Annotated in this window: 16 protein-coding genes, 2 tRNA genes and 3 rRNA genes; 12 read left to right on the top strand and 9 right to left on the bottom strand. The window is 52.7% G+C overall.

Annotated elements, in window-relative coordinates:
• The first annotated feature begins 2 nt into the window (after nucleotides 1-2).
• Nucleotides 3-1007, top strand: coding sequence for a glycine betaine/L-proline ABC transporter substrate-binding protein ProX (gene proX, locus QWJ20_RS20490; protein ID WP_433993379.1), 1005 nt, complete (start codon nucleotides 3-5; stop codon nucleotides 1005-1007).
• 60 nt (nucleotides 1008-1067) lie between these two features.
• Here the strand turns inward: proX and QWJ20_RS20485 are convergent, their stop codons facing one another.
• A complete protein-coding gene (locus tag QWJ20_RS20485; protein ID WP_174870349.1) occupies nucleotides 1068-2228 on the bottom strand; it encodes a lactonase family protein in 1161 nt (386 codons plus the stop codon).
• Nucleotides 2229-2386: 158 nt separating this feature from the next.
• Between QWJ20_RS20485 and QWJ20_RS20480 the strand changes: the two genes are divergently transcribed.
• The 7 genes from QWJ20_RS20480 (at nucleotide 2387) to QWJ20_RS20450 (ending at nucleotide 9980) form a co-directional block, all read left to right on the top strand.
• Nucleotides 2387-3607 carry an MFS transporter gene (locus tag QWJ20_RS20480; RefSeq protein ID WP_095700410.1) on the top strand — a complete coding sequence of 407 codons (1221 nt, stop codon included), beginning with the start codon at nucleotides 2387-2389 and terminating at the stop codon, nucleotides 3605-3607.
• A 216-nt stretch (nucleotides 3608-3823) separates the two neighbouring features.
• Nucleotides 3824-4555 (top strand): AzlC family ABC transporter permease, encoded by a 732-nt coding sequence (locus QWJ20_RS20475; protein WP_109412988.1) that lies wholly within the window; start codon nucleotides 3824-3826, stop codon nucleotides 4553-4555.
• A complete protein-coding gene (ygaH, locus tag QWJ20_RS20470) occupies nucleotides 4552-4881 on the top strand; it encodes an L-valine transporter subunit YgaH (protein WP_039475517.1) in 330 nt (109 codons plus the stop codon). The genes QWJ20_RS20475 and ygaH overlap by 4 nt, the downstream gene beginning before the upstream one ends.
• Nucleotides 4882-5070: 189 nt before the next feature.
• The gene (gene mprA / locus QWJ20_RS20465; RefSeq protein WP_039487011.1) at nucleotides 5071-5586 is read left to right on the top strand and encodes a transcriptional repressor MprA; all 516 of its coding nucleotides are present in this window, start codon (nucleotides 5071-5073) and stop codon (nucleotides 5584-5586) included.
• 274 nt (nucleotides 5587-5860) lie between these two features.
• Nucleotides 5861-7036, top strand: a complete 1176-nt coding sequence (gene emrA / locus QWJ20_RS20460; protein ID WP_095992744.1) for a multidrug efflux MFS transporter periplasmic adaptor subunit EmrA — start codon at nucleotides 5861-5863, stop codon at nucleotides 7034-7036.
• A gap of 17 nt (nucleotides 7037-7053) precedes the next feature.
• On the top strand, nucleotides 7054-8589 hold the full coding sequence (gene emrB / locus QWJ20_RS20455) for a multidrug efflux MFS transporter permease subunit EmrB (protein WP_095700413.1): 1536 nt from the start codon (nucleotides 7054-7056) through the stop codon (nucleotides 8587-8589).
• Nucleotides 8590-8795: 206 nt separating this feature from the next.
• Nucleotides 8796-9980 (top strand): NupC/NupG family nucleoside CNT transporter, encoded by a 1185-nt coding sequence (locus QWJ20_RS20450; RefSeq protein WP_323637002.1) that lies wholly within the window; start codon nucleotides 8796-8798, stop codon nucleotides 9978-9980.
• Nucleotides 9981-10046: 66 nt separating this feature from the next.
• Here QWJ20_RS20450 and QWJ20_RS20445 read toward each other — a convergent pair whose 3' ends face one another.
• A complete protein-coding gene (locus QWJ20_RS20445) occupies nucleotides 10047-10481 on the bottom strand; it encodes a DUF3574 domain-containing protein (protein WP_095700415.1) in 435 nt (144 codons plus the stop codon).
• Nucleotides 10482-10550: 69 nt separating this feature from the next.
• Nucleotides 10551-11702: a tRNA/rRNA methyltransferase gene (locus tag QWJ20_RS20440; protein ID WP_095992746.1), complete on the bottom strand. Its 1152-nt coding sequence runs from the start codon at nucleotides 11700-11702 to the stop codon at nucleotides 10551-10553.
• Nucleotides 11703-11951: 249 nt separating this feature from the next.
• Here QWJ20_RS20440 and trxC point away from each other — a divergent pair, with 249 nt between their 5' ends.
• From trxC to pssA, 4 genes are all read left to right on the top strand, one after another.
• Complete coding sequence (trxC, locus tag QWJ20_RS20435) at nucleotides 11952-12371, top strand: thioredoxin TrxC (protein WP_127158117.1); 420 nt, start codon at nucleotides 11952-11954, stop codon at nucleotides 12369-12371.
• A gap of 395 nt (nucleotides 12372-12766) precedes the next feature.
• Nucleotides 12767-13516, top strand: a complete 750-nt coding sequence (locus QWJ20_RS20430) for a tRNA-uridine aminocarboxypropyltransferase (RefSeq protein WP_404826138.1) — start codon at nucleotides 12767-12769, stop codon at nucleotides 13514-13516.
• 32 nt (nucleotides 13517-13548) lie between these two features.
• Nucleotides 13549-16197 (top strand): bifunctional acetate--CoA ligase family protein/GNAT family N-acetyltransferase, encoded by a 2649-nt coding sequence (locus tag QWJ20_RS20425; RefSeq protein WP_433993343.1) that lies wholly within the window; start codon nucleotides 13549-13551, stop codon nucleotides 16195-16197.
• 200 nt (nucleotides 16198-16397) lie between these two features.
• Nucleotides 16398-17753, top strand: coding sequence for a CDP-diacylglycerol--serine O-phosphatidyltransferase (gene pssA / locus QWJ20_RS20420; RefSeq protein ID WP_109412982.1), 1356 nt, complete (start codon nucleotides 16398-16400; stop codon nucleotides 17751-17753).
• A gap of 108 nt (nucleotides 17754-17861) precedes the next feature.
• Here pssA and QWJ20_RS20415 read toward each other — a convergent pair whose 3' ends face one another.
• From QWJ20_RS20415 to rrf (QWJ20_RS20390), 6 genes are all read right to left on the bottom strand, one after another.
• The gene (locus QWJ20_RS20415; RefSeq protein WP_095992750.1) at nucleotides 17862-19142 is read right to left on the bottom strand and encodes an MFS transporter; all 1281 of its coding nucleotides are present in this window, start codon (nucleotides 19140-19142) and stop codon (nucleotides 17862-17864) included.
• Nucleotides 19143-19444: 302 nt separating this feature from the next.
• Nucleotides 19445-19560 (bottom strand): 5S ribosomal RNA (gene rrf, locus QWJ20_RS20410).
• A gap of 168 nt (nucleotides 19561-19728) precedes the next feature.
• Nucleotides 19729-19801 (bottom strand) — tRNA-Asp (locus QWJ20_RS20405).
• Nucleotides 19802-19853: 52 nt separating this feature from the next.
• Nucleotides 19854-19969 (bottom strand): 5S ribosomal RNA (gene rrf / locus QWJ20_RS20400).
• Between the two features lie 37 nt (nucleotides 19970-20006).
• Nucleotides 20007-20082 (bottom strand) — tRNA-Thr (locus QWJ20_RS20395).
• Between the two features lie 18 nt (nucleotides 20083-20100).
• Nucleotides 20101-20216 (bottom strand): 5S ribosomal RNA (rrf, locus tag QWJ20_RS20390).
• Nucleotides 20217-20248 lie beyond the last annotated feature (32 nt).

Raw genomic sequence — 20248 nt, 5'->3', positions numbered from 1 at the left:
TGATGCGTAACACCAAACTTTGGGCCGCCGCCCTGACTACCGCCCTGTTGAGTACGCAGGTTTACGCCGCAGACACCGCGCAACCTGGTAAAGGTATCACCGTTATTCCGGTGCAAAGCACCATCTCCGAGGAAACGTTCCAGACGCTGCTGGTCAGCCGCGCGTTGGAAAAGCTGGGCTATGACGTACAACCTCCGCGTGAAGTGGACTACAACGTGGCCTACACCTCAATTGCCTCCGGCGATGCGACGTTTATCGCCGTGAACTGGGATCCGCTGCACGCCGATCAGTACAAAGCCGCTGGCGGGGACGAGAAGTTCTACCGTCAGGGTGAATATGTCTCCGGCGCCGCGCAGGGTTATCTGATCGATAAGAAAACGGCTGATAAATACAAAATCACCAATATTGCGCAGCTAAAAGATCCGAAAATCGCCAAGCTGTTTGATACCAATGGCGACGGCAAGGCCGATCTGACGGGCTGTACGCCGGGCTGGGGATGTGAAGCGGCGATTAATCATCACCTGCCTGCCTATGGCTTAACCAACACGGTAGAGCATAATCAGGGCAACTATGCGGCGATGATTGCCGATACCATCACCCGTTATAAAGAAGGCAAGCCGATTCTGTACTACACGTGGACGCCGTACTGGGTGAGTGATGTGCTGGTTCCGGGACGTGACGTAGTCTGGTTGCAGGTACCTTTCTCTTCTCAACCGGGTGAAATGAAGGATGTCAGCACCAAGCTGCCAAACGGGGCTGACTATGGCTTCCCTGTCAACACGATGAAGATTGCCGCGAATAAAGCGTGGGCCGAGAAAAACCCGGCTGCGGCGAAACTGTTCGCTATCATGAAGCTGCCGATTGCTGATGTGAATGCGCAGAACCTGCGTATGCATGAAGGCCAAGGTTCACAGAAAGATATCGAACGCCATGTTGATGGCTGGATCAAAGCCCACCAGCAGGTGTTTGACGGCTGGGTGAAAACCGCCGCCGACGCAGCGAAATAATCACTGGTAGACGAACGCCCCTTTCCAGTGAAAGGGGCGTTTTTCATTGATGGGCGACCATTACGGCAGATTAACGATTTCGACCCAGTTCGCGCCTTTTCCAGTCGGATATTGCCCGACTCGCACTAAATCCCCGTTATCCTGATTGATGCGATACACCGACAGTGACGTTGATTTCTCACCGCTGGCGATCAGGAACTTCCCACTTGGATCGATCTGAATACCGCGCGGCTGCGTTTCTGTCGGGTAGCGCGTGATGTATTGCAGCTGTCCGGTTTTCGGTTCTACCCGCAGCAGCGCAATCGTGCTTTTGGTGCGTTCCGATACGTACAGGAATTTTCCATTTGGCGTCAGACGTAAATCGGCACTCCATATCTGCGGACGGCTGTCGGTGCTATTTTTATCCGGCGTAATCGTTCCTGCTCGCATTCCTGCATCGGCTGGCACGGTGTCCGTGTAGTCCAACAGCGTGAGCTGCCCTGTATTTTCATTCAGCGCCAGACGCGCGACTTTGCCGGACAGTTCATTGCTCACATAGAGCGTTTTATTATCTGGTGATAACACCAGATGGCGCGGCCCGTTTCCTTTAGGCAGCTTAATTTCTGCCGGTTCATTTGGCGTCAGCGTGCCGGTTTTCGCATCAAACCGGAACTGTACGATTTGGTCGCTGCCCAGATTGCTGGCAAAGACGAACTTATTTTTGCGATCGGCAATAATACTGTGTGCTTTCTCGCCTGTTGGCACCACGGTGACGACACTCGCGTTCACCTTGCCGTCTTTATCAATGCCATTAACCGCGACTTTATTACCGCCGTACGAGGCGCTGAACAGCCACTTCCCCGTGCGGTCCGTCGAGATGTAGGCCATGCTGTCCGGCAATTCCGCTTTGCCTAACGGGCTCAGCACGCCGCTTTTAGGATCGATTTTATAGCTAACCGCCGAGTAAGGAATGCCGCGCGTCGCGGCATAGAGGAAAGACTTATCGGGGCTAATAGCCATCGGCATCACTTTCGCGCCTGCGGCTGCTTTCCCAATAGCGGTTAATTCGCCGCTTTGCGTGTTGAGTGTGTAGGCATCGATTGCGCCGTCAGTGGCAGCAGAAACGTAGACGGCCGTTACCGCCTGTGCGCCCATCGACCACAGCGCTGCTGCGGGCAGAAGTGCACATCCCATTAACACTGCAACGCTTTTTTTCTTAAATATCTGATAATGCTTAAACATAATGTCCCCTGTCGATAATGTTATGACGCTGGCGATAAGCTAAATCAATATCATTAAAAACAAAACAAACTTAAGAAGCGTAAAGATATTCTGGTATCTCATTAGGCTCTGCCGGATACTATACCTTCTGCTTTTAACATCATATTAACGTTCACACTATGTCTCTTCAGCAACAATCTGTATCACCCCAACCGCAACAAGGGCTTAGCCTGTCTTTGACCCTGATTATGTCTGTCGCGACTGGTCTTGCCGTCGCCAGTAACTATTATGCCCAGCCGCTGCTGGAGACCATTGCCAGAGTCTTTGCGCTTTCCGTTAATCAGGCGGGGTTCATTGTCACCGCTGCGCAGTTGGGTTATGCCGTCGGCCTGCTGTTTTTGGTGCCGCTAGGGGACATGTTTGAACGCCGGACGCTGATTGTCGGCATGACGCTACTCGCCGCAGGCGGGATGCTGATCACCGCCTCTGCGCCCACGCTCTGGATAATGATTGCGGGTACGGCGTTAACCGGGCTGTTCTCCGTTGTCGCGCAGTTGCTGGTGCCTCTGGCCGCAACGCTGGCGACGCCGGAAACGCGCGGTAAAGTCGTCGGAACGATTATGAGTGGCCTGCTGCTGGGGATTCTGCTGGCGCGTACCGTCGCAGGTGCACTGGCTTCACTCGGTGACTGGCGCACTGTGTACTGGTTTGCCAGCACGCTGATGGTCATCATGGCGCTGATTCTGTGGCGAGCATTGCCGCGGATTCCTCAGCAAAACACGCTGAACTATCCGCAATTGCTCGTCTCAATCTTCCGCCTGTTCTCCACCACCCCGCTGCTGCGCACGCGAGCCATCCTCGGCTGCCTGTCCTTTGCCAATTTCAGCATTCTGTGGACGTCAATGGCCTTCCTGCTGGCCTCACCGCCCTACGGTTATTCCGAAGGGGTTATCGGCCTGTTCGGGCTGGTTGGTGCAGCCGGAGCCTTAGCAGCATCACGCGCTGGGCGTTTAGTCGATCAGGGCAAAGCCAAGCCGACCACCAGCGTGGGGATTATCCTGCTTTTGCTGTCGTGGGGCTTTATCGCGCTCGGTATTCACTCCGTGGCGGCGCTGCTCATCGGTATCATCGTGCTGGATCTGGCGGTTCAGGGCGTACACGTAACCAACCAGAGCGTGATCTACCGTATGATGCCCGAAGCACGTAATCGCCTGACATCAGGCTACATGACCAGCTATTTTATCGGCGGTGCGCTGGGCTCGCTCCTTTCAGCATCAGCTTACCAGCAGTGGGGCTGGCTGGGCGTCTGTGCCGCAGGCGGCATTATCAGTCTGTTGAACCTGCTGGTGTGGTGGCGAAGCCATCATCACGAAACGCAGGAAGCGATGGCGGCGCTATAGTGCCTTCATAGACCTTCATATTTGCAACACAGACCTTCGCATTTGTAACACGCTCGCTTGAGATCGTCTCATTTGAGACAGTTTCTCGCGAGAAAATTACATCCGATACCATTTCGTCAAAAACCATCACGCCAGTTACGCAATAACGTGAAATTCCGGTGACGCTTTGCTAGTGTTACCGGTTAATTTCCTTTAAGAACAAAACATATCAAGCCAGTGAAGACATTAACCCCATCTGCACCGACAAAATCTGCATCTTTTAGCGAAGGCGTATTTGATAGTCTGCCGATTGTTATCGGCTACATGCCCGTGGCATTCGCGTTTGGCATGAACGCCGTCAAACTAGGATTTACCCCGCTGGAAGGCATTTTCCTTTCTTGCATCATTTACGCCGGGGCCAGCCAGTTCGTCATCACCGCCCTGCTCAGTGCAGGCATGTCCATCTGGGTAGCGGCGTTGACCGTCATGGCGATGGATATCCGCCATGTGCTGTATGGGCCGGCATTACGGCATCGCATTGCACAACGGCTACCGACCCGAAAAACCGCGCTGTGGGCGTTCGGTCTGACGGACGAAGTCTTTGCCGCAGCCGCCACCCGTCTGGCGAAAGATAACCGACGCTGGTCAGAAGACTGGATGATGGGCGTGTCACTGCTCGCTTGGCTTTCATGGGTGCTCGGCACGGTGATCGGAGCCATGTTCGGTAACGGCCCACTGAATGATTACCCTGCCGTCGAAGCGGCGCTGTCTTTCATGCTGCCCGCACTTTTCCTGAGCTTTTTACTCGCGTCCTTCAGGCGGAAACAGAGTCTGGTCGTGGCCTGCGCACTTGGGGGCGCGCTGCTTGGTCTGCTGCTTTCCTCCATCCCGGCCGCAATACTGTTCGGCATTCTCAGCGGCTGTCTGGCTTCGCTGGTTAATCCTGCCACGCCACAGGTGAACGCATGAGTACAGAAGTCATTCTTATCGGGCTGATTGTCGGGCTGGTGAACTACCTCTTCCGCTATCTGCCGCTACGGCTGAGCGCCTCACGCGCTTCCGGTTCGCTGCAACGCGGTAAAAAAGCGCTGTTGCTTGATAGCATCGGCATTGCTTCCATCTGTGCGCTGCTGATTGTTTCCAGCGTGCCGGATATTCTCGCGCATCACGAAAAGCTGCTGCCAACGCTGGTAGGCTTTATTACGCTGACCGCCTGTTTTTATAAAACTCGCAGTATCGTCTTATCGACGTTACTGGGCGCGCTCTGCTACGGCGTTGCCTTTAAACTGCTTTGAGTTCGCAGTGTAAATTATCAGTTAACATTTTGATTTAAATAAAGTAAGTGGTGAATAAACTTCATTTTCAGAGATTCTCCGCTTACTTTCTGTCACAGAAATAAGCACAATTTCCCACCTAAATGCCGTTTACCCAGTTAGTAACATTAGTTACTATGCACACCGTGATTAATGAGGTTTATATAAAAAATGGACAGTTCATTCACTCCTATAGAACAAATGCTCGACCTGCGTGCTTCACGTAAGCCCGATTTCCCACGTCAGGAAGTGCTATTGCTGCGTTTATTCATGCACGTACAGGGCAAAATCCTGGAACACAGAAACAGAATGCTGAAAGAACAGGGCATCAATGAAACCCTCTTCATGGCATTGCTGACGCTGGAATCTCAAGAGTCTTATAGCATTCAGCCTTCTGAACTCAGTGCCGCACTGGGATCGTCACGCACCAATGCGACGCGCATTGCCGACGATCTGGAGAAAAGAGGCTGGATTGAACGACGCGAGAGCAGTAGCGACAGACGCTGTCTGCATCTGCATCTGACGGAAGAAGGCAAAGCATTTCTTGGTCAACTGATTCCACCGCAGCACCATAGCCTCCATGTGCTTTGCTCCGTGCTTGAATCTGGTGAGCAAAAGCAGCTCGAAAGCCTGATGAGAAAGATGCTAGTCCGACTGGATGAGATGGACGAGTCAGTCAACGAATAACAGAAAAAACAACAACAAAAAACAATAGTCAGCACCTTTCCACCCGGAATGACCCGATGCTTATGTATCGGGCGGAGGCGTTTTGCTGCAAAAAATAGGCATAACCTCTTCGCAACCGCGATATGCGGCTTAGCAAAACGGCAATCTCACGCTCCGGGCGGGCGACCTTAAGCCCCCCGGGCCGCACAGCAAAATGAATTCATTGCGACTATCGCCAGACTGCTCTGTCTGGTGCGATAGCCGATACAAAGAAAATAAAAAGAGAGAGAACAGCATGAGTGAAAGTGTGGAAAATCAGGTGCCGCAGACGCCACAGAAAAACAAAAAACAGCAGCGCAAACGCGTGTTATCACTGCTGACGTTTATTTTCGTCGTGCTGGGCTGTGCCTGGCTGGTTTACTGGTTCCTGGTGCTCAGACACCACCAAAGTACCGACGACGCCTACGTCGCAGGCAACCAGATTCAGATCATGGCGCAAGTCAGCGGCAGCGTCACCCATGTTAACGTCGACAATACCGATTTTGTTAAGCAGGGACAGGTGTTGGTGGAGTTAGATCCGACCGATGCCCTGCAAGCGTTTGAACGTGCGAAAACCGGGCTGGCCAACAGCGTCCGCCAGACGCACCAGTTGATCATCAACAGTAAGCAGTATCAGGCCAATATTGAGCTGCGCCAGACCGAGCTGAACAAGGCACAAAGTGACTTGAGCCGCCGGGAAGCACTCGGCAGCGCCAATGCTATCGGGCGTGAAGAAGTGCAGCATGCTCGTGATGCCGTCGCGACCGCCAAAGCCGCGCTGGAAGTCGCCAGACAGCAATATCAGGCGAATCAGGCAATGATTCTGGATACGCCGCTTGAGAAGCAACCCGCCATACAGCAAGCCTCCGTAGAAATGCGCGATGCCTGGCTGGCACTACAGCGCACCAAAATCGTCAGCCCGATTGACGGCTATGTCTCACGCCGCAGTGTGCAGATTGGCGCGCGTATCTCTTCGACATCAGCACTGATGGCCGTCGTTCCGGCCAATCACCTGTGGGTCGATGCAAACTTCAAAGAAACGCAGTTAGCCAATATGCGTATCGGCCAACCGGCTACCGTGATCGCGGATATCTATGGTGACGATGTTGTATATCAGGGAAAAGTAGTCGGCCTCGATATGGGTACCGGTAGCGCGTTCTCTCTGTTGCCTGCTCAGAACGCCACCGGCAACTGGATCAAGGTCGTGCAGCGCCTGCCCGTGCGTATTGAGATCGATCCGAAGCAGGTCGCCGAACATCCGTTGCGTATCGGTCTGTCCGCGCTGGTTAATGTCGATACCGCTAATACCGAAGGCAGCGCGTTAGCAGAGACCTCACGCACCACGCCGGCCTACCAAAGTGATGCTCTGACGTTGGATCTCACACCTGTTAATCAGGAAATCAGCGCCATTATTCAGGCGAACGCCGGTTAATCGGGCAGGAGAGAAACGTGCAGAGAGAACCGCTTAAAGGCGCGAGTCTGGCCTGGATGACCGTTGCTCTGTCGCTGGCAACGTTTATGCAGGTGCTGGACTCCACCATCGCCAACGTCGCTATTCCGACCATCGCCGGTAATCTGGGTGCGTCCAACTCACAGGGAACGTGGGTCATCACCTCGTTCGGGGTCGCTAACGCCATCTCTATTCCTATCACCGGCTGGCTAGCCAAACGATTTGGTGAAGTCCGCCTGTTTTTGTGGTCAACGGCACTCTTCGCCCTGACGTCCTGGCTGTGCGGAATGTCCACCAGCCTGGAAATGCTGATTTTCGCCCGCGTGTTGCAGGGGATTGTCGCCGGGCCGCTGATCCCGCTGTCGCAGAGTCTGTTGTTAAGTAATTATCCCCCTGCAAAACGCAGCATCGCACTGGCGCTGTGGTCGATGACGGTGGTCGTCGCGCCGATCTGTGGCCCGATTCTGGGCGGCTGGATTAGCGACAACTATCACTGGGGCTGGATATTCTTCATCAACGTCCCTCTGGGCATCGCCGTGGTGTTCATTGCCATGCAAACGCTGCGCGGGCGGGAAACCAAAACCGAGATCAGGCCCATCGATACCATCGGGCTGGCGTTGTTGGTTGTCGGCATCGGTAGCCTTCAGATGATGCTCGACCGGGGCAAAGAGCTGGACTGGTTTAACTCGACGGAAATCATCACCCTGACCGTGGTGGCGGTGATTGCAATCGCGTTCCTGATTGTCTGGGAGCTAACGGACGACCACCCGGTAGTGGATTTGTCGCTGTTTAAATCGCGCAACTTCACCATTGGCTGCCTGTGTATCAGCCTTGCCTACATGTTTTACTTCGGGGCGATCGTGCTCTTGCCGCAGCTGTTGCAGGAGGTGTATGGCTATACCGCCACCTGGGCGGGGCTGGCATCCGCACCGGTTGGGTTGATGCCGGTGGTGCTGTCGCCGATCATTGGTCGATTTGCGCCGCGTCTGGATATGCGCAAACTGGTGACGTTCAGCTTTATCATGTACGCCGTCTGTTTCTACTGGCGAGCGTACACCTTCGAGCCGGGCATGGATTTCGGTGCATCGGCCTGGCCGCAGTTCGTTCAGGGGTTTGCCGTCGCCTGCTTCTTCATGCCGCTGACGACCATCACGCTGTCGGGTCTTCCGCCGGAACGTTTGGCGGCAGCATCGAGCCTGTCGAACTTTACCCGAACGCTGGCGGGCTCGATCGGGACATCGCTGACCACCACGCTCTGGACGCAGCGCGAATCGCTACACCATGCGCACCTGACGGAATCTATCACGCCCTATAATCCGATAGCGCAGGAAACGTACCAACAGCTTCAAGCGATGGGGATGAGCCAAACGCAGGCTTCAGCCTACATCGCAGAGCAGATTACCGCACAGGGGCTGATTATTTCCGCCAACGAAATCTTCTGGGCCGCGGCAGCCGTATTTTTGGTCCTGCTGGTGCTGGTCTGGTTCGCTAAACCGCCCTTTACCACTGGCGGTGGAGGCGGCGGCGCGCACTAACTCGCCGTAAGCTTTCTTTCCCCTTCTGCCAGCAACGGGCCGAAGGGGAATCCTCTTATCCCCTTCCCACCGTCCCCTGATGACCCGAAGACATTCCCCCCTTCTATAGCGCTGTAGCGAATAAGGATTTACAGATTCGGGATAAACATATTTTCACATTCCGCTTACAATGCGCCTCTTTTATTCGGGGATTAAGTGGTTCTTTTATGTCACAGGTTTTACATTTCATTTTGGCAACGGCAGCCATTTTTTTGCTGGCACTGCTCGTCAGTCACGACAGAAAACGCATCCGACTGCGCTTTATTGTGCAACTGCTGGTGATTGAAATTTTGCTGGCCTATTTCCTTTTACATTCCAGCATCGGGCTTAACGCGATTAGCGCCTTTGCCGGTTTGTTTGAAAAGCTATTATCTTTTGCTAATCAAGGAACGGACTTTGTGTTTGGTGGGATGAACGCGCAGGGACTTTCCTTTATCTTCCTCAACGTGCTCTGCCCTATCGTCTTTATTTCTGCGCTGATCGGCATTTTGCAGCACTGGCGAATTTTGCCGCTGATTATCACAGGCATCGGTACTCTGCTGTCCAAGGTGAACGGGATGGGGAAACTGGAGTCGTTTAACGCCGTGAGTACGCTGATGCTCGGGCAGTCAGAGAATTTTATCGTCTATAAGGGCATCCTCGCCGACATGTCGCCACGGCGGATGTACACGATGGCTGCGACGGCGATGTCGACCGTGTCCATGTCGATTATCAGCGCCTACATGACCATGCTGGACGCCAAATACGTCGTTGCGGCGCTGATTCTGAATATGTTCAGCACCTTTATCATTCTGTCGATCATCAACCCTTACCAGCCTGACGACGAACCAGAACTGAAGCTGGAAAAGCTGCATGAAGACCAAAGCTTCTTTGAAATGCTGGGGGAATACATTCTTGCCGGTTTTAAAGTGGCGATGATTATCATGGCGATGTTGATCGGCTTCGTGGCCTTGATTGCCGCCGTGAATGCGCTGTTCAGCACCGTCTTCGGCATTAGCTTCCAGGCGATTATGGGCTACGTCTTTTCACCGTTAGCCTGGCTGATCGGTATTCCATCTTCCGATATTTTGAACGCGGGCAGCATCATGGCGACCAAGCTGGTGGCGAATGAATTCGTTGCCATGATCGAACTGAAGAAGATCGCGGCAGAGATGTCACCACGCGGTCTGGGGATTCTGTCCGTATTCCTGATTTCCTTCGCCAACTTCGCGTCAATCGGCATTATCGCGGGTGCTATCAAAGGGCTGAATGAAGCACAGGGCAACGTGGTATCGCGCTTCGGCCTGAAGCTGGTTTATGGTTCTACGCTGGTGAGTTTACTGTCTGCGGCAGTGGCGGGACTGGTGCTGTAATACTTATATATTGAAAATCATATAGATTGAAAATAATCAGCCCCTGAAAAGGGGCTGATGAAAAAATCAGAAAGCGACGCAGACGGGTGCATCAATCCGCATGACGGATTCCTGCGCGAAACGTGATTTGTAGATGGTGCGCAGCGCTTCAATATCACGCTCCCGATCGGGGCCGTGAATCAACATCAGCGCCTTGCTGTTCTCTCGGGCAACTACGCCATCGTTCCCCAGCCATTGTCCTTTGGCATCAAACACTGTCAGCCCGTCTTTAAAACGTGGCGTAACGTCACCATCCAAAAACGCTTTCCACTCGGCATCTGAAATCACCGGGCCAGCGGGACGATTCAAACCAAAATAAAGCGTGGTCTGCACCTGTTTGTCGCCAACCAAGCACGCATCAGCGGCTGGCTTAGCGGCAACGGACGAGTGCGGCAACGAACTGCAACCGCTTACCAGCAATGTACCCAACAGCAATGATACCGCGATAACTTTCTGCTTCATCAGTCGTCCTCTCATCCGTGGTTGCACCTACTCAGGGAGCGAATTCTCCCTGAGCGTCGACGCGTGATATCAGGCCTGGTTCTGTCGCCACCACTCGGACAGCAAAATGCCCGTTGCGACCGAAATATTCAGGCTTTCCACCTTACCGGTACCGCCGATAGAGACTTTTACGTCCCCCTGTTGCCAGGCGCTATCCGACAGACCATCACCTTCCTGACCCAGCACGATCACAGTTTTCGCCGGAAGCGTTGCTTGCGACAATGCCGTGCCTTTATGGCTGGAGGTGGTCACGATGGTATAGCCTGCGTTACGGAATTCCGCCAGCACGGACAGGAAATCGTCAGCATTAATCGCTTTAACGTGTTCCGCACCGCCTTCCGCCGTACGCACGGCAGCGCCGGATTCCAGCAGCGCCGCATCCTGCACCAGCACACCTTTCACGCCGAAATGCGCGCAGCTGCGCATAATGCCGCCGAGGTTATGCGGGTTACCCACATCTTCCAGCGCCAGTACACAGTCTTGCTCACCAGCCGTTTTCAGGTACTCACGCACATCCATTCCCTGACGCTTTTTAATCAGGAAACAAACGCCGCCGTGGTGCTCGGTGCCGGAAGCCTTAACCAGCTCGTCTTCTTCCACAACGTGGTAAGCCTTGCGGTTTGCTGCCATCCAGCGCAGTGCATCGCGGAAACGCGGTGTCACTTCTTGCAGGAACCAGGCACGAACAATCACCTCAGAGCGGTTTTTAAACAGTGCCTGACAGGCATTTTCGCCATAGACACGTGTTTCTTCCTGACGCTGACGACGCAGTTGCTCAGGATCGATATGGCTCTTGCCAGTGATACCACCATGATCCGGCGTTTCGCTGTCGCTTGGCGCACGAGACACGGTTTTCCACGGTGATTCATAACCACCGGTATCGTCGCCACGCGGGCGGCGAGGCTTATCACCGCTGCGTTCGTTACGATCTTTATTGCCCCAAGGCGATTTCGCATTGCTATCGCCGTCGCGGGACGGATTTTCCCGGGCATAGCGCGGGTTAACATCACGCGGATGCTTCGGCTTTTCGCGTTGATCGCGAGAGCCACCGCCATCACGCCGATCGCCACGGCGATCTTTGTCAGCTGGGCGCTTGTTTTTATTCTCTTTCTCGCCCTCATCATCACTACGGACGTACATCACACGGACTTTGCCGCTTTTACTATTGAATGAATCGCTCATTGTTTTCTCCACCTACGCGCTGGGCGCGAAGATTACCTTATGTACACCCGCTTAGCCACACGCTTGTGGTAAAAGAGCGCTAACAGTCAGAAGCTATTGTAGCTATTGGGCAAACCACGTTGTTGCCATAATGTCTCCCCACCATAATTTATTCACGCTTAAGCAACATGCCGTTGACTTTCCAATGCCGCATTGCGTGCATTTTATCAGCGACATCTCTATTTTAGCCCTTTTATCTGAGGCCCTGTTATGAATACGGTATGTGGATCTTGCCAAACAACCAATCGCCTGCCAGAAGAGCGTGTTGATGACCATGCAAAGTGTGGTCGTTGCGGAGAAACCTTATTCAGCGGTGACGTTACCAATGCCACAGAAGCGACGCTTGATAAGCTGTTACAGGACGATCTTCCCGTCGTGATCGATTTCTGGGCCCCTTGGTGCGGCCCCTGCATCAACTTTGCTCCGGTGTTTGAAAACGTCGCGCAGGAGCGTAGCGGGAAAATCCGCTTTATTAAGGTCAATACCGAAGCCGAACCGGCACTCAGCGCACGTTTCCGCATCCGCAGCATTCCAACCCTCATGATCTTCAAACAGGGTCAGATGGCCGACATCCTCAACGGCGCGCTGCCAAAAGCACAGTTCGAGAGCTGGCTGGACGAATCACTGTAGAATTACCGTATACCCTAAATAATTCGAGTTTCAGGACAAAACGTTAACGTTTTGAACAACGCAAAGCGTTGGCCCTTTAGGGCGAGGCACATGTATGGGCCTCGTAACGCGGCAAGCGAGGGACAAATTCGTCGGGAACGAATTTGACCAGCCAACGGCTGGCCTCCGGTGAGAGACAGGATGTCTCTCATTTCATCCCGATGAGCTTACTTGAGTAAGTGATTCGGGTGACTGAGTGAAGCCAACGCACATGCAACTTGAAGTATGACGGGTATTATTGCCTCGCCTCTTTTGGTCAACTCGCCTGTCGATTAGAATGTCGCCTTTCTGAATCGGCTTCTCAATGATGAGAAAGAAGCCGGTTCGTTGCAGAATCTCATGGCGTCATCTATTTCATGATCAACCATCCTTTAATGGTTAACCGTCCCCTCACGGACAATGCCGTACTCCGCCTGCGCCAGCAACGTCTTGAGCAGTCAACCAAACCGTTCCTCGCCCGCGGCAGCCGCGTAGTACGCTGTCAGCAGTGTTTATTACCCGCCATTAACTGCCTGTGCCACACTATTCAGGCGCAGGAGTCACGCAGCCGCGTCTGTCTGGTAATGTTTGATACCGAACCGTTAAAGCCGAGCAATACTGGACGTCTTATCGCCGATATTCTTCCTGAGACGCAGGCGTTTCGCTGGTCACGCACCGAGCCCGATCCCGAGTTGCTTGCTACTCTGCAAAACCCGGACGTTCAGCCGTATCTGGTTTTCCTTGCCGATGCAGCGGAAGAAGGACGTCAGGTGTTTCACCAGCTTCCCGCAACGGAAAAGCCTGCGCTATTTGTCTTACTCGACGGTACCTGGCCGGAAGCGCGTAAAATGTTCCGCAAAAGCCCTTATCTGGACAACCTGCCGATCCTGTCGCTGAATGTAGAGGCACTGTCCCGCTATCAACTGCGTGAAGCCAGCAGCGCGGGACAGCACTGCACTGCCGAAATTGCCATCGCCTTGCTCGCACAGGCGGGAGATATCGTCGCGGCAGACGCGCTATCACAGCATTTTGACCGTTTCCGACGACACTATCTGGCAGGGAAACCGCATCACAGCTTGAGGGAAAATTTACCCACCGTCACAGCACAAGCGGCAGAAAGCGTTTAGTATCAAAGGGGATTGATCTGAAGGAGTGACGCATGAGCCAGCGCGGATTGGAAGCACTGTTACGCCCTAAGTCTATTGCCGTTCTCGGCGCGTCAGAAAAACCGGGAAGAGCCGGCTTTCTGATGATGAAAAACTTGCTGGACGGCCATTTCAGCGGCCCCGTGCTGCCTGTTACACCGAAGTATCGTGCCGTTTGCGGCGTGCTGGCCTACCCGACGGTCGCCAGCCTGCCGATGACGCCCGACCTTGCCGTGATTTGCACCAACGCCAGCCGTAATCTCACGCTGTTAGAAGATCTGGGACAGAAAGGTTGCAAAACGGTCATCATCCTCTCCGCACCGCCAACTCAGTTCAGCGAATTAAAGGCCTGCGCCGTACGCTACCACATGCGCCTGCTTGGCCCCAACAGCCTCGGGCTACTCGCGCCCTGGCAAGGCCTGAATGCCAGTTTCTCCCCTGTCCCGATTATGAAAGGCAAGCTGGCATTCATTTCGCAGTCGGCCGCCGTATCCAACACGATACTGGACTGGGCGCAGCAGCGCGGTATTGGCTTTTCCTATTTCATCGCTCTGGGCGACAGCCTGGATATCGATGTCGACGACCTGTTAGATTTTCTGGCACGCGATGGAAAAACCAGTGCGATTCTGCTGCATCTGGAACATATCAGCGATGCGCGCCGCTTTCTTTCCGCTTCTCGTAGCGCATCCCGGAATAAACCGATACTGGTGATAAAAAGCGGGCGCAGCCAGCAGGCGCAGCAGTTGCTGAATGACCAGCGCCACGGTCTGGATGCCGCCTACGATGCAGCAATTCAACGTGCAGGTTTGTTGCGGGTACGGGATACGCATGAGCTTTTTTCTGCGGTAGAAACCTTAAGCCACCTGCGACCGCTGCGCGGTGAACGCTTGATGCTGGTGAGCAACGGCGCATCACCCGCTGCACAGGCGTTGGATCAGCTCCTCAGTCGACAAGGCAAGCTGGCACAGCTCAGCGAGGCGACTCAACAAGCGCTACAGGAAGCGTTGCCACCGACCGTCACGATCGGCAATCCGCTCGATCTGCGTGATGACGCAACTGCGGCTCGCTATCTGGCAGCGGTCTCAGTATTACTGGACAGTGATGAAGTCGATGCGCTCTTAATCATTCACGCGCCCAGCGCCGCCGCACCCGGCACCGATAGTGCAGCTCAGCTAATCACGCTCTTCCAACAGCATCCGCGTGGGAAAAGAATTACGCTGCTGACCAACTGGTGCGGTGAGTTCTCCTCGCAGGAAGCACGACGTTTGTTTAACGACGCAGGCATTCCGACCTATCGCACGCCGGAAGGCGCGGTCACGGCATTTATGCATACCGTCGAATATCGACGTAATCAGAAACAGCTAAAGGAAACTCCGGCGCTACCGCTGAATTTAGGCATCAACGCCAGTCAGGCACATGCGCTGATTCATCAGGCGCTGTCAGACGGCGTGACGCAGCTCGACACGCATGAAGTTCAGCCGATCCTGCAAGCCTACGGTTTGGATACGTTACCCACCTGGATTGCAGGCGACAGCGCGGAAGCCGTCCATATCGCCGAGCAAATTGGCTACCCAGTCGCGATTAAGCTGAGATCGCCAGATATTCCGCATAAATCGGAAGTTCAGGGCGTCATGCTATACCTGCGAACCGCGAGAGAAGTCCAGCAGGCGGCAGATGCCATTCTTGACCGAGTGAAACGCACCTACCCACAGGCACGCATTTACGGCCTGTTAGTGCAGAGCATGGCAAATCGCGCTGGTGCGCAGGAGCTTAGGATTGCCGTCGAACAAGATCCCGTTTTCGGCCCGCTGATTATGTTGGGCGAAGGCGGTGTTGAGTGGCGAGAAAAACAGGCTGCCGTCGCCCTGCCGCCGCTGAATATGACGCTGGCCCGCTATTTGGTGCTGCAAGCGGTAAAAGGCGGCAAAATTCGGGAATACAGCGCGCTGCGTCCGCTGGACATTCCCGCACTCAGCCGCTTACTGGTTCAGGTATCCAACCTGATTCTCGACTGCCCTGAAATTTCCCGGCTCGATATTCATCCTCTGCTGGCGTCAGGGGACACCTTTACGCTGCTGGATGTCACGCTGCATCTGACGCCGTTCAGTGGCGATCCGCAGTCAAGGCTGGCAATCCGCCCTTATCCACACGAGCTGGAAGAAACGGTTACCCTCAAAAATGGTGATAGCTGTCTGTTCCGGCCAATTTTGCCGGAAGATGAACCGCAGCTCAGTTCGTTCATTGCAAGAGTGACGAAAGAAGACCTGTATTACCGTTATTTCAGCGAAATTAATGAATTTACTCACGAAGACTTAGCCAATATGACACAAATTGACTACGATCGTGAGATGGCATTCGTTGCCGTGCGCCAGCTCGGTGAGGAGACTGAGATTATTGGCGTGACGCGTGCGATTTCCGATCCGGATAATACGGATGCGGAATTTGCCGTGCTGGTGCGATCCGATCTAAAAGGGCTGGGCCTTGGCAGACGTCTGTTGGAAAAGCTGATTGATTACGCCAAAGCGCATGGTCTCTCCCGCTTGACTGGCATCACCATGCCGCATAATCAAGGCATGATCCAACTGTCCAAAAAGCTCGGTTTTCACATCGACGTACAATTAGAAGAGGGAATTGTGACACTGGAATTGCCGCTGAAGAATTGATAGCAAGACGTGACATGGCTCTTGCAACGGGAATTGTGATACCGATTCAATGGCAAAACAGACTCACAACAGCCGGAAAGTAATGGTATTATCGCCCATTCGGCTACTCCTTAACTTTTGATAATGACCAGAAGGTCATATACCCTAATTCAGTTCGAAGTATGGTGGGTATAAACTGATGAGAGAAGAAACGCACTGTGATGCTGTCAAATTTTAAACGCAATAAATACCAACAGCACCTTGCACAACTGCCCAGAATTCCTCAAAACGCAGATGATGTTCAGACGTTGCATTCGCCTGAGCTTTTCCGCACGACGCTGATTAACGCCATTTTGAGTGCTAAAAAACGCATCTATATCGTGGCGTTATATCTTGAGCGCGATGATGGCGGCATGGGGGTTCTATCCGCAATTTATGAAGCCAAACGGCAGTGCCCAGAGCTGGATGTCCGTGTTCTGGTAGACTGGCATCGTGCTCAGCGCGGCAGGATCGGCGCAGTGGCAGAAAATACCAATGCCGATTGGTATTGCGATATGGCGAAAAAACATCCAGACACGCATTTCCCTATCTATGGTATTCCTGTCAACACGCGCGAAGCCTTGGGCGTGCTGCACCTGAAAGGCTTCATTGTCGATGACACGGTCATCTACAGCGGGGCAAGCCTGAATGATGTTTATCTGCACCAACATCAAAAATACCGTTATGACCGCTATCAGCTGATTCATAATCCGGCATTGGCCGATACGATGGTGCAATATATCCAGACCATGCTGTCGGCTCCGGCAGTACAGCGGTTGGATCATACCGACCGCCCGAAGAGTCTGGAAATCAAAAATGATATTAAGCAGTTCCGCCAAACGTTGCGTACTGCCAATTATCAAGCCCCGGAACACAGCGCGGACGCGAACGAGTTAACCGTCACGCCACTGGTCGGGTTAGGAAAACAAAGTCCGCTGAATAAGACCATACATCACCTGATGTATTGCGCTGATGAGCATGTGGTTATCTGTACCCCGTATTTCAACCTGCCAGCGCTGCTGGTGAGAAATATTATCCGGCTATTACGAGACGGTAAAAAAGTAGAAATTATTATCGGTGATAAGACAGCTAACGACTTCTATATTCCAGAAGATCAGCCTTTCAAAATCATCGGCGCGTTACCGTATCTCTATGAGATCAACCTTCGCCGTTTCCTGAGTCGTCTGGAGCGCTACATTGAGAACCAGCAGCTTGTTGTACGGCTATGGAAAGACGGCGATAACAGCTTCCATCTGAAAGGTATGTGGGTAGACGACAAGTGGCAACTGTTGACGGGGAATAACCTTAACCCGCGCGCATGGCGTCTTGATCTGGAAAATGCCATCCTGATTCACGATCCTCAGAAGGTTCTATTGCAGCAGCGTCTGGACGAACTGGACACAATCAGGACACACACCCACGTCGTAACAAGCTATATGGAACTGGAGAGCATTGCGCAATATCCAGTGAAAGTCCGCAAGCTGATACGACGTCTGCGCCGTATCCGTATCGATCGACTCATCAGTCGTATCCTCTAAGGCCTGTGCTCTGCTTTAAAAAAACCTCGGAAGCCGAGGTTTTTTATTGTTCTTTTGGAACCTGGCTGGTGCAACTACCGGCCAGGTGTTATGGCAGCGATCTGAAAACTAAAGCTTCATTCCCTTACCTCTGCGATGCAGCGTCAATGACACAATAAACGCAATCGCCCCCATCACTGAGACGTACCAGAAGAAAGCCGTTTCCATACCAAACGATTTCAGCGAAAGTGCAACATACTCAGCCGAACCACCAAATAGCGCATTAGCAACGGCATAAGATAAGCCGACGCCCAACGCCCGGACTTCAGGCGGGAACATTTCTGCTTTTAAAATGCCGCTGATAGACGTGTAGAAACTGACAATGATCAGTGAAAGCATGACTAGCGAGAAGGCAATAACAGGGCTCGTCACACTCTGTAGCACCGTCAGAATGGGAACTGTCAGCAATGCCGCAAATCCGCCGAAACAGAGCATTGAGCTACGACGGCCAATCTTATCCGACATCGCACCAAAGAACGGCTGCAGCAGCATAAAGATAAACAGTGCGAGGGTCATTAATCCGCTAGCTGTTTTCGCATCCATTCCGGCCGTATTCACCAGATACTTTTGCATGTAAGTGGTAAACGTATAAAAAGCTAAAGAACCACCGGCCGTAAAACCCAGTACGGTAATAAAAGCGCGACGATGTTTCCACAAACCCGCAAGCGAGCCAGCATCTTTATGTCCGCGGGTTGTTTTATCAGAGGTTTCATTCAAAGAGCGACGTAAATAAAGCGCAACAATCGCCAAAACAGCACCGAGAGCAAAAGGAATACGCCATCCCCACGCCCGCAGATCCTCATCACTCAGAACCTGTTGTAATATCACAACGACTAACAGCGCCAGCAATTGACCGCCAATCAGCGTGACATACTGGAAAGAAGCATAGAACCCCTTCCTTCCCTCAACGGCAACTTCACTCATATACGTTGCACTGGTGCCGTATTCCCCACCGACAGAAAGCCCCTGAAATAAACGGGCTAATAGCAGTAAAAAAGGAGCCCAGGTGCCAATGGTTTCATATCCCGGTAAACATGCAATAACCAGAGATCCAAAACACATCATGCAAACCGAAATTAGCATTGAATTTTTACGACCATGCTTGTCTGCAATGTAACCGAAAAGCCAACCGCCTATCGGTCTCATTAAAAAGCCTGCTGCAAAAACCCCTGCGGTTTGTAGTAATTGAGTAGTGGTATTTCCCGAAGGGAAAAAGATATGGGCAAAATAGATTGAGCAAAAGGAATAAACATAAAAATCAAACCACTCAACCAAATTACCCGATGAAGCGCCAACTATAGCTCGGATACGCTGACGCGTATCTTTTGCATTTTCCGTTAGATCAGTCATCCTATTTTATTCTCCTGTTTTTCCGGGCATAAAACGATGCCCGCTATAGTAAAGCAGCACTTAAACCCTGAGGCAAAAAGTTCCTGATTGTAATAATTTATTAATGTAACAACGCAAACAGTGCTTTTATTACCCTTAAATGAAACACGGATAAATAAAGCAGTAACAAACAGGACGTTATTATGAGGTGGGTTAATAAGAAGATAAGCGAGTCTATTCAGGTAAAAAGAAGAGTTTACTATCCTGAAATAGAAATAAATAAAAGGCCATCCCGTTAAGGATGGCCTTTTATCTTAATTGAAACCTGGCAGTTCCCTACTCTCACATGGGGAAGCCCCACACTACCATCGGCGCTACGGCGTTTCACTTCTGAGTTCGGCATGGGGTCAGGTGGGACCACCGCGCTATCGCCGCCAGGCAAATTCTGTTTCATTCTAACCGTTATACGTTGCTTACGCGCTCGCACAACCATCAGAACCAATCTTTGAACAAGCTGAGTATTGTTTTTTGAGTCGTCTCAAAACACCTTCGGTGTTGTAAGGTTAAGCCTCTCGGGTCATTAGTACTGGTTAGCTCAACGTATCGNGGAACGGACGGGGCTCGAACCCGCGACCCCCTGCGTGACAGGCAGGTATTCTAACCAACTGAACTACCGCTCCACCGAATTTCTCTACAACCACCAGATCGCTCCGGCTTACTGCTTAATTTGATGCCTGGCAGTTCCCTACTCTCACATGGGGAAGCCCCACACTACCATCGGCGCTACGGCGTTTCACTTCTGAGTTCGGCATGGGGTCAGGTGGGACCACCGCGCTATCGCCGCCAGGTAAATTCTTTTTTAAGCCGAACATTAACCCAAATAACTGGTGCTGATACCCAGAGTCGAACTGGGGACCTCACCCTTACCAAGGGTGCGCTCTACCAACTGAGCCATATCAGCGCACCTGTATAAATTGATGCCTGGCAGTTCCCTACTCTCACATGGGGAAGCCCCACACTACCATCGGCGCTACGGCGTTTCACTTCTGAGTTCGGCATGGGGTCAGGTGGGACCACCGCGCTATCGCCGCCAGGTAAATTCTTTTTTAAGCCGAACATTAACCCAA

Origin of the sequence: Pectobacterium sp. S5 (genome assembly GCF_051707265.1) — a bacterium.
Lineage (GTDB): Bacteria > Pseudomonadota > Gammaproteobacteria > Enterobacterales > Enterobacteriaceae > Pectobacterium > Pectobacterium polare.
This window is presented reverse-complemented; position numbering and strand designations above follow the sequence as displayed.

Excerpts from the sequence above, each read along its gene's own strand:
- QWJ20_RS20445 (WP_095700415.1), bottom strand. The coding sequence starts at position 10,481 with ATGAAGCAGAAAGTTATCGCGGTATCATTGCTGTTGGGTACATTGCTG.
- QWJ20_RS20450 (WP_323637002.1), top strand. The coding sequence starts at position 8,796 with ATGTCACAGGTTTTACATTTCATTTTGGCAACGGCAGCCATTTTTTTG.
- mprA (WP_039487011.1), top strand. The coding sequence starts at position 5,071 with ATGGACAGTTCATTCACTCCTATAGAACAAATGCTCGACCTGCGTGCT.
- QWJ20_RS20480 (WP_095700410.1), top strand. The coding sequence starts at position 2,387 with ATGTCTCTTCAGCAACAATCTGTATCACCCCAACCGCAACAAGGGCTT.
- QWJ20_RS20440 (WP_095992746.1), bottom strand. The coding sequence starts at position 11,702 with ATGAGCGATTCATTCAATAGTAAAAGCGGCAAAGTCCGTGTGATGTAC.
- emrA (WP_095992744.1), top strand. The coding sequence starts at position 5,861 with ATGAGTGAAAGTGTGGAAAATCAGGTGCCGCAGACGCCACAGAAAAAC.
- QWJ20_RS20415 (WP_095992750.1), bottom strand. The coding sequence starts at position 19,142 with ATGACTGATCTAACGGAAAATGCAAAAGATACGCGTCAGCGTATCCGA.
- ygaH (WP_039475517.1), top strand. The coding sequence starts at position 4,552 with ATGAGTACAGAAGTCATTCTTATCGGGCTGATTGTCGGGCTGGTGAAC.
- QWJ20_RS20425 (WP_433993343.1), top strand. The coding sequence starts at position 13,549 with ATGAGCCAGCGCGGATTGGAAGCACTGTTACGCCCTAAGTCTATTGCC.
- proX (WP_433993379.1), top strand. The coding sequence starts at position 3 with ATGCGTAACACCAAACTTTGGGCCGCCGCCCTGACTACCGCCCTGTTG.
- QWJ20_RS20430 (WP_404826138.1), top strand. The coding sequence starts at position 12,767 with ATGATCAACCATCCTTTAATGGTTAACCGTCCCCTCACGGACAATGCC.
- QWJ20_RS20485 (WP_174870349.1), bottom strand. The coding sequence starts at position 2,228 with ATGTTTAAGCATTATCAGATATTTAAGAAAAAAAGCGTTGCAGTGTTA.
- pssA (WP_109412982.1), top strand. The coding sequence starts at position 16,398 with ATGCTGTCAAATTTTAAACGCAATAAATACCAACAGCACCTTGCACAA.
- trxC (WP_127158117.1), top strand. The coding sequence starts at position 11,952 with ATGAATACGGTATGTGGATCTTGCCAAACAACCAATCGCCTGCCAGAA.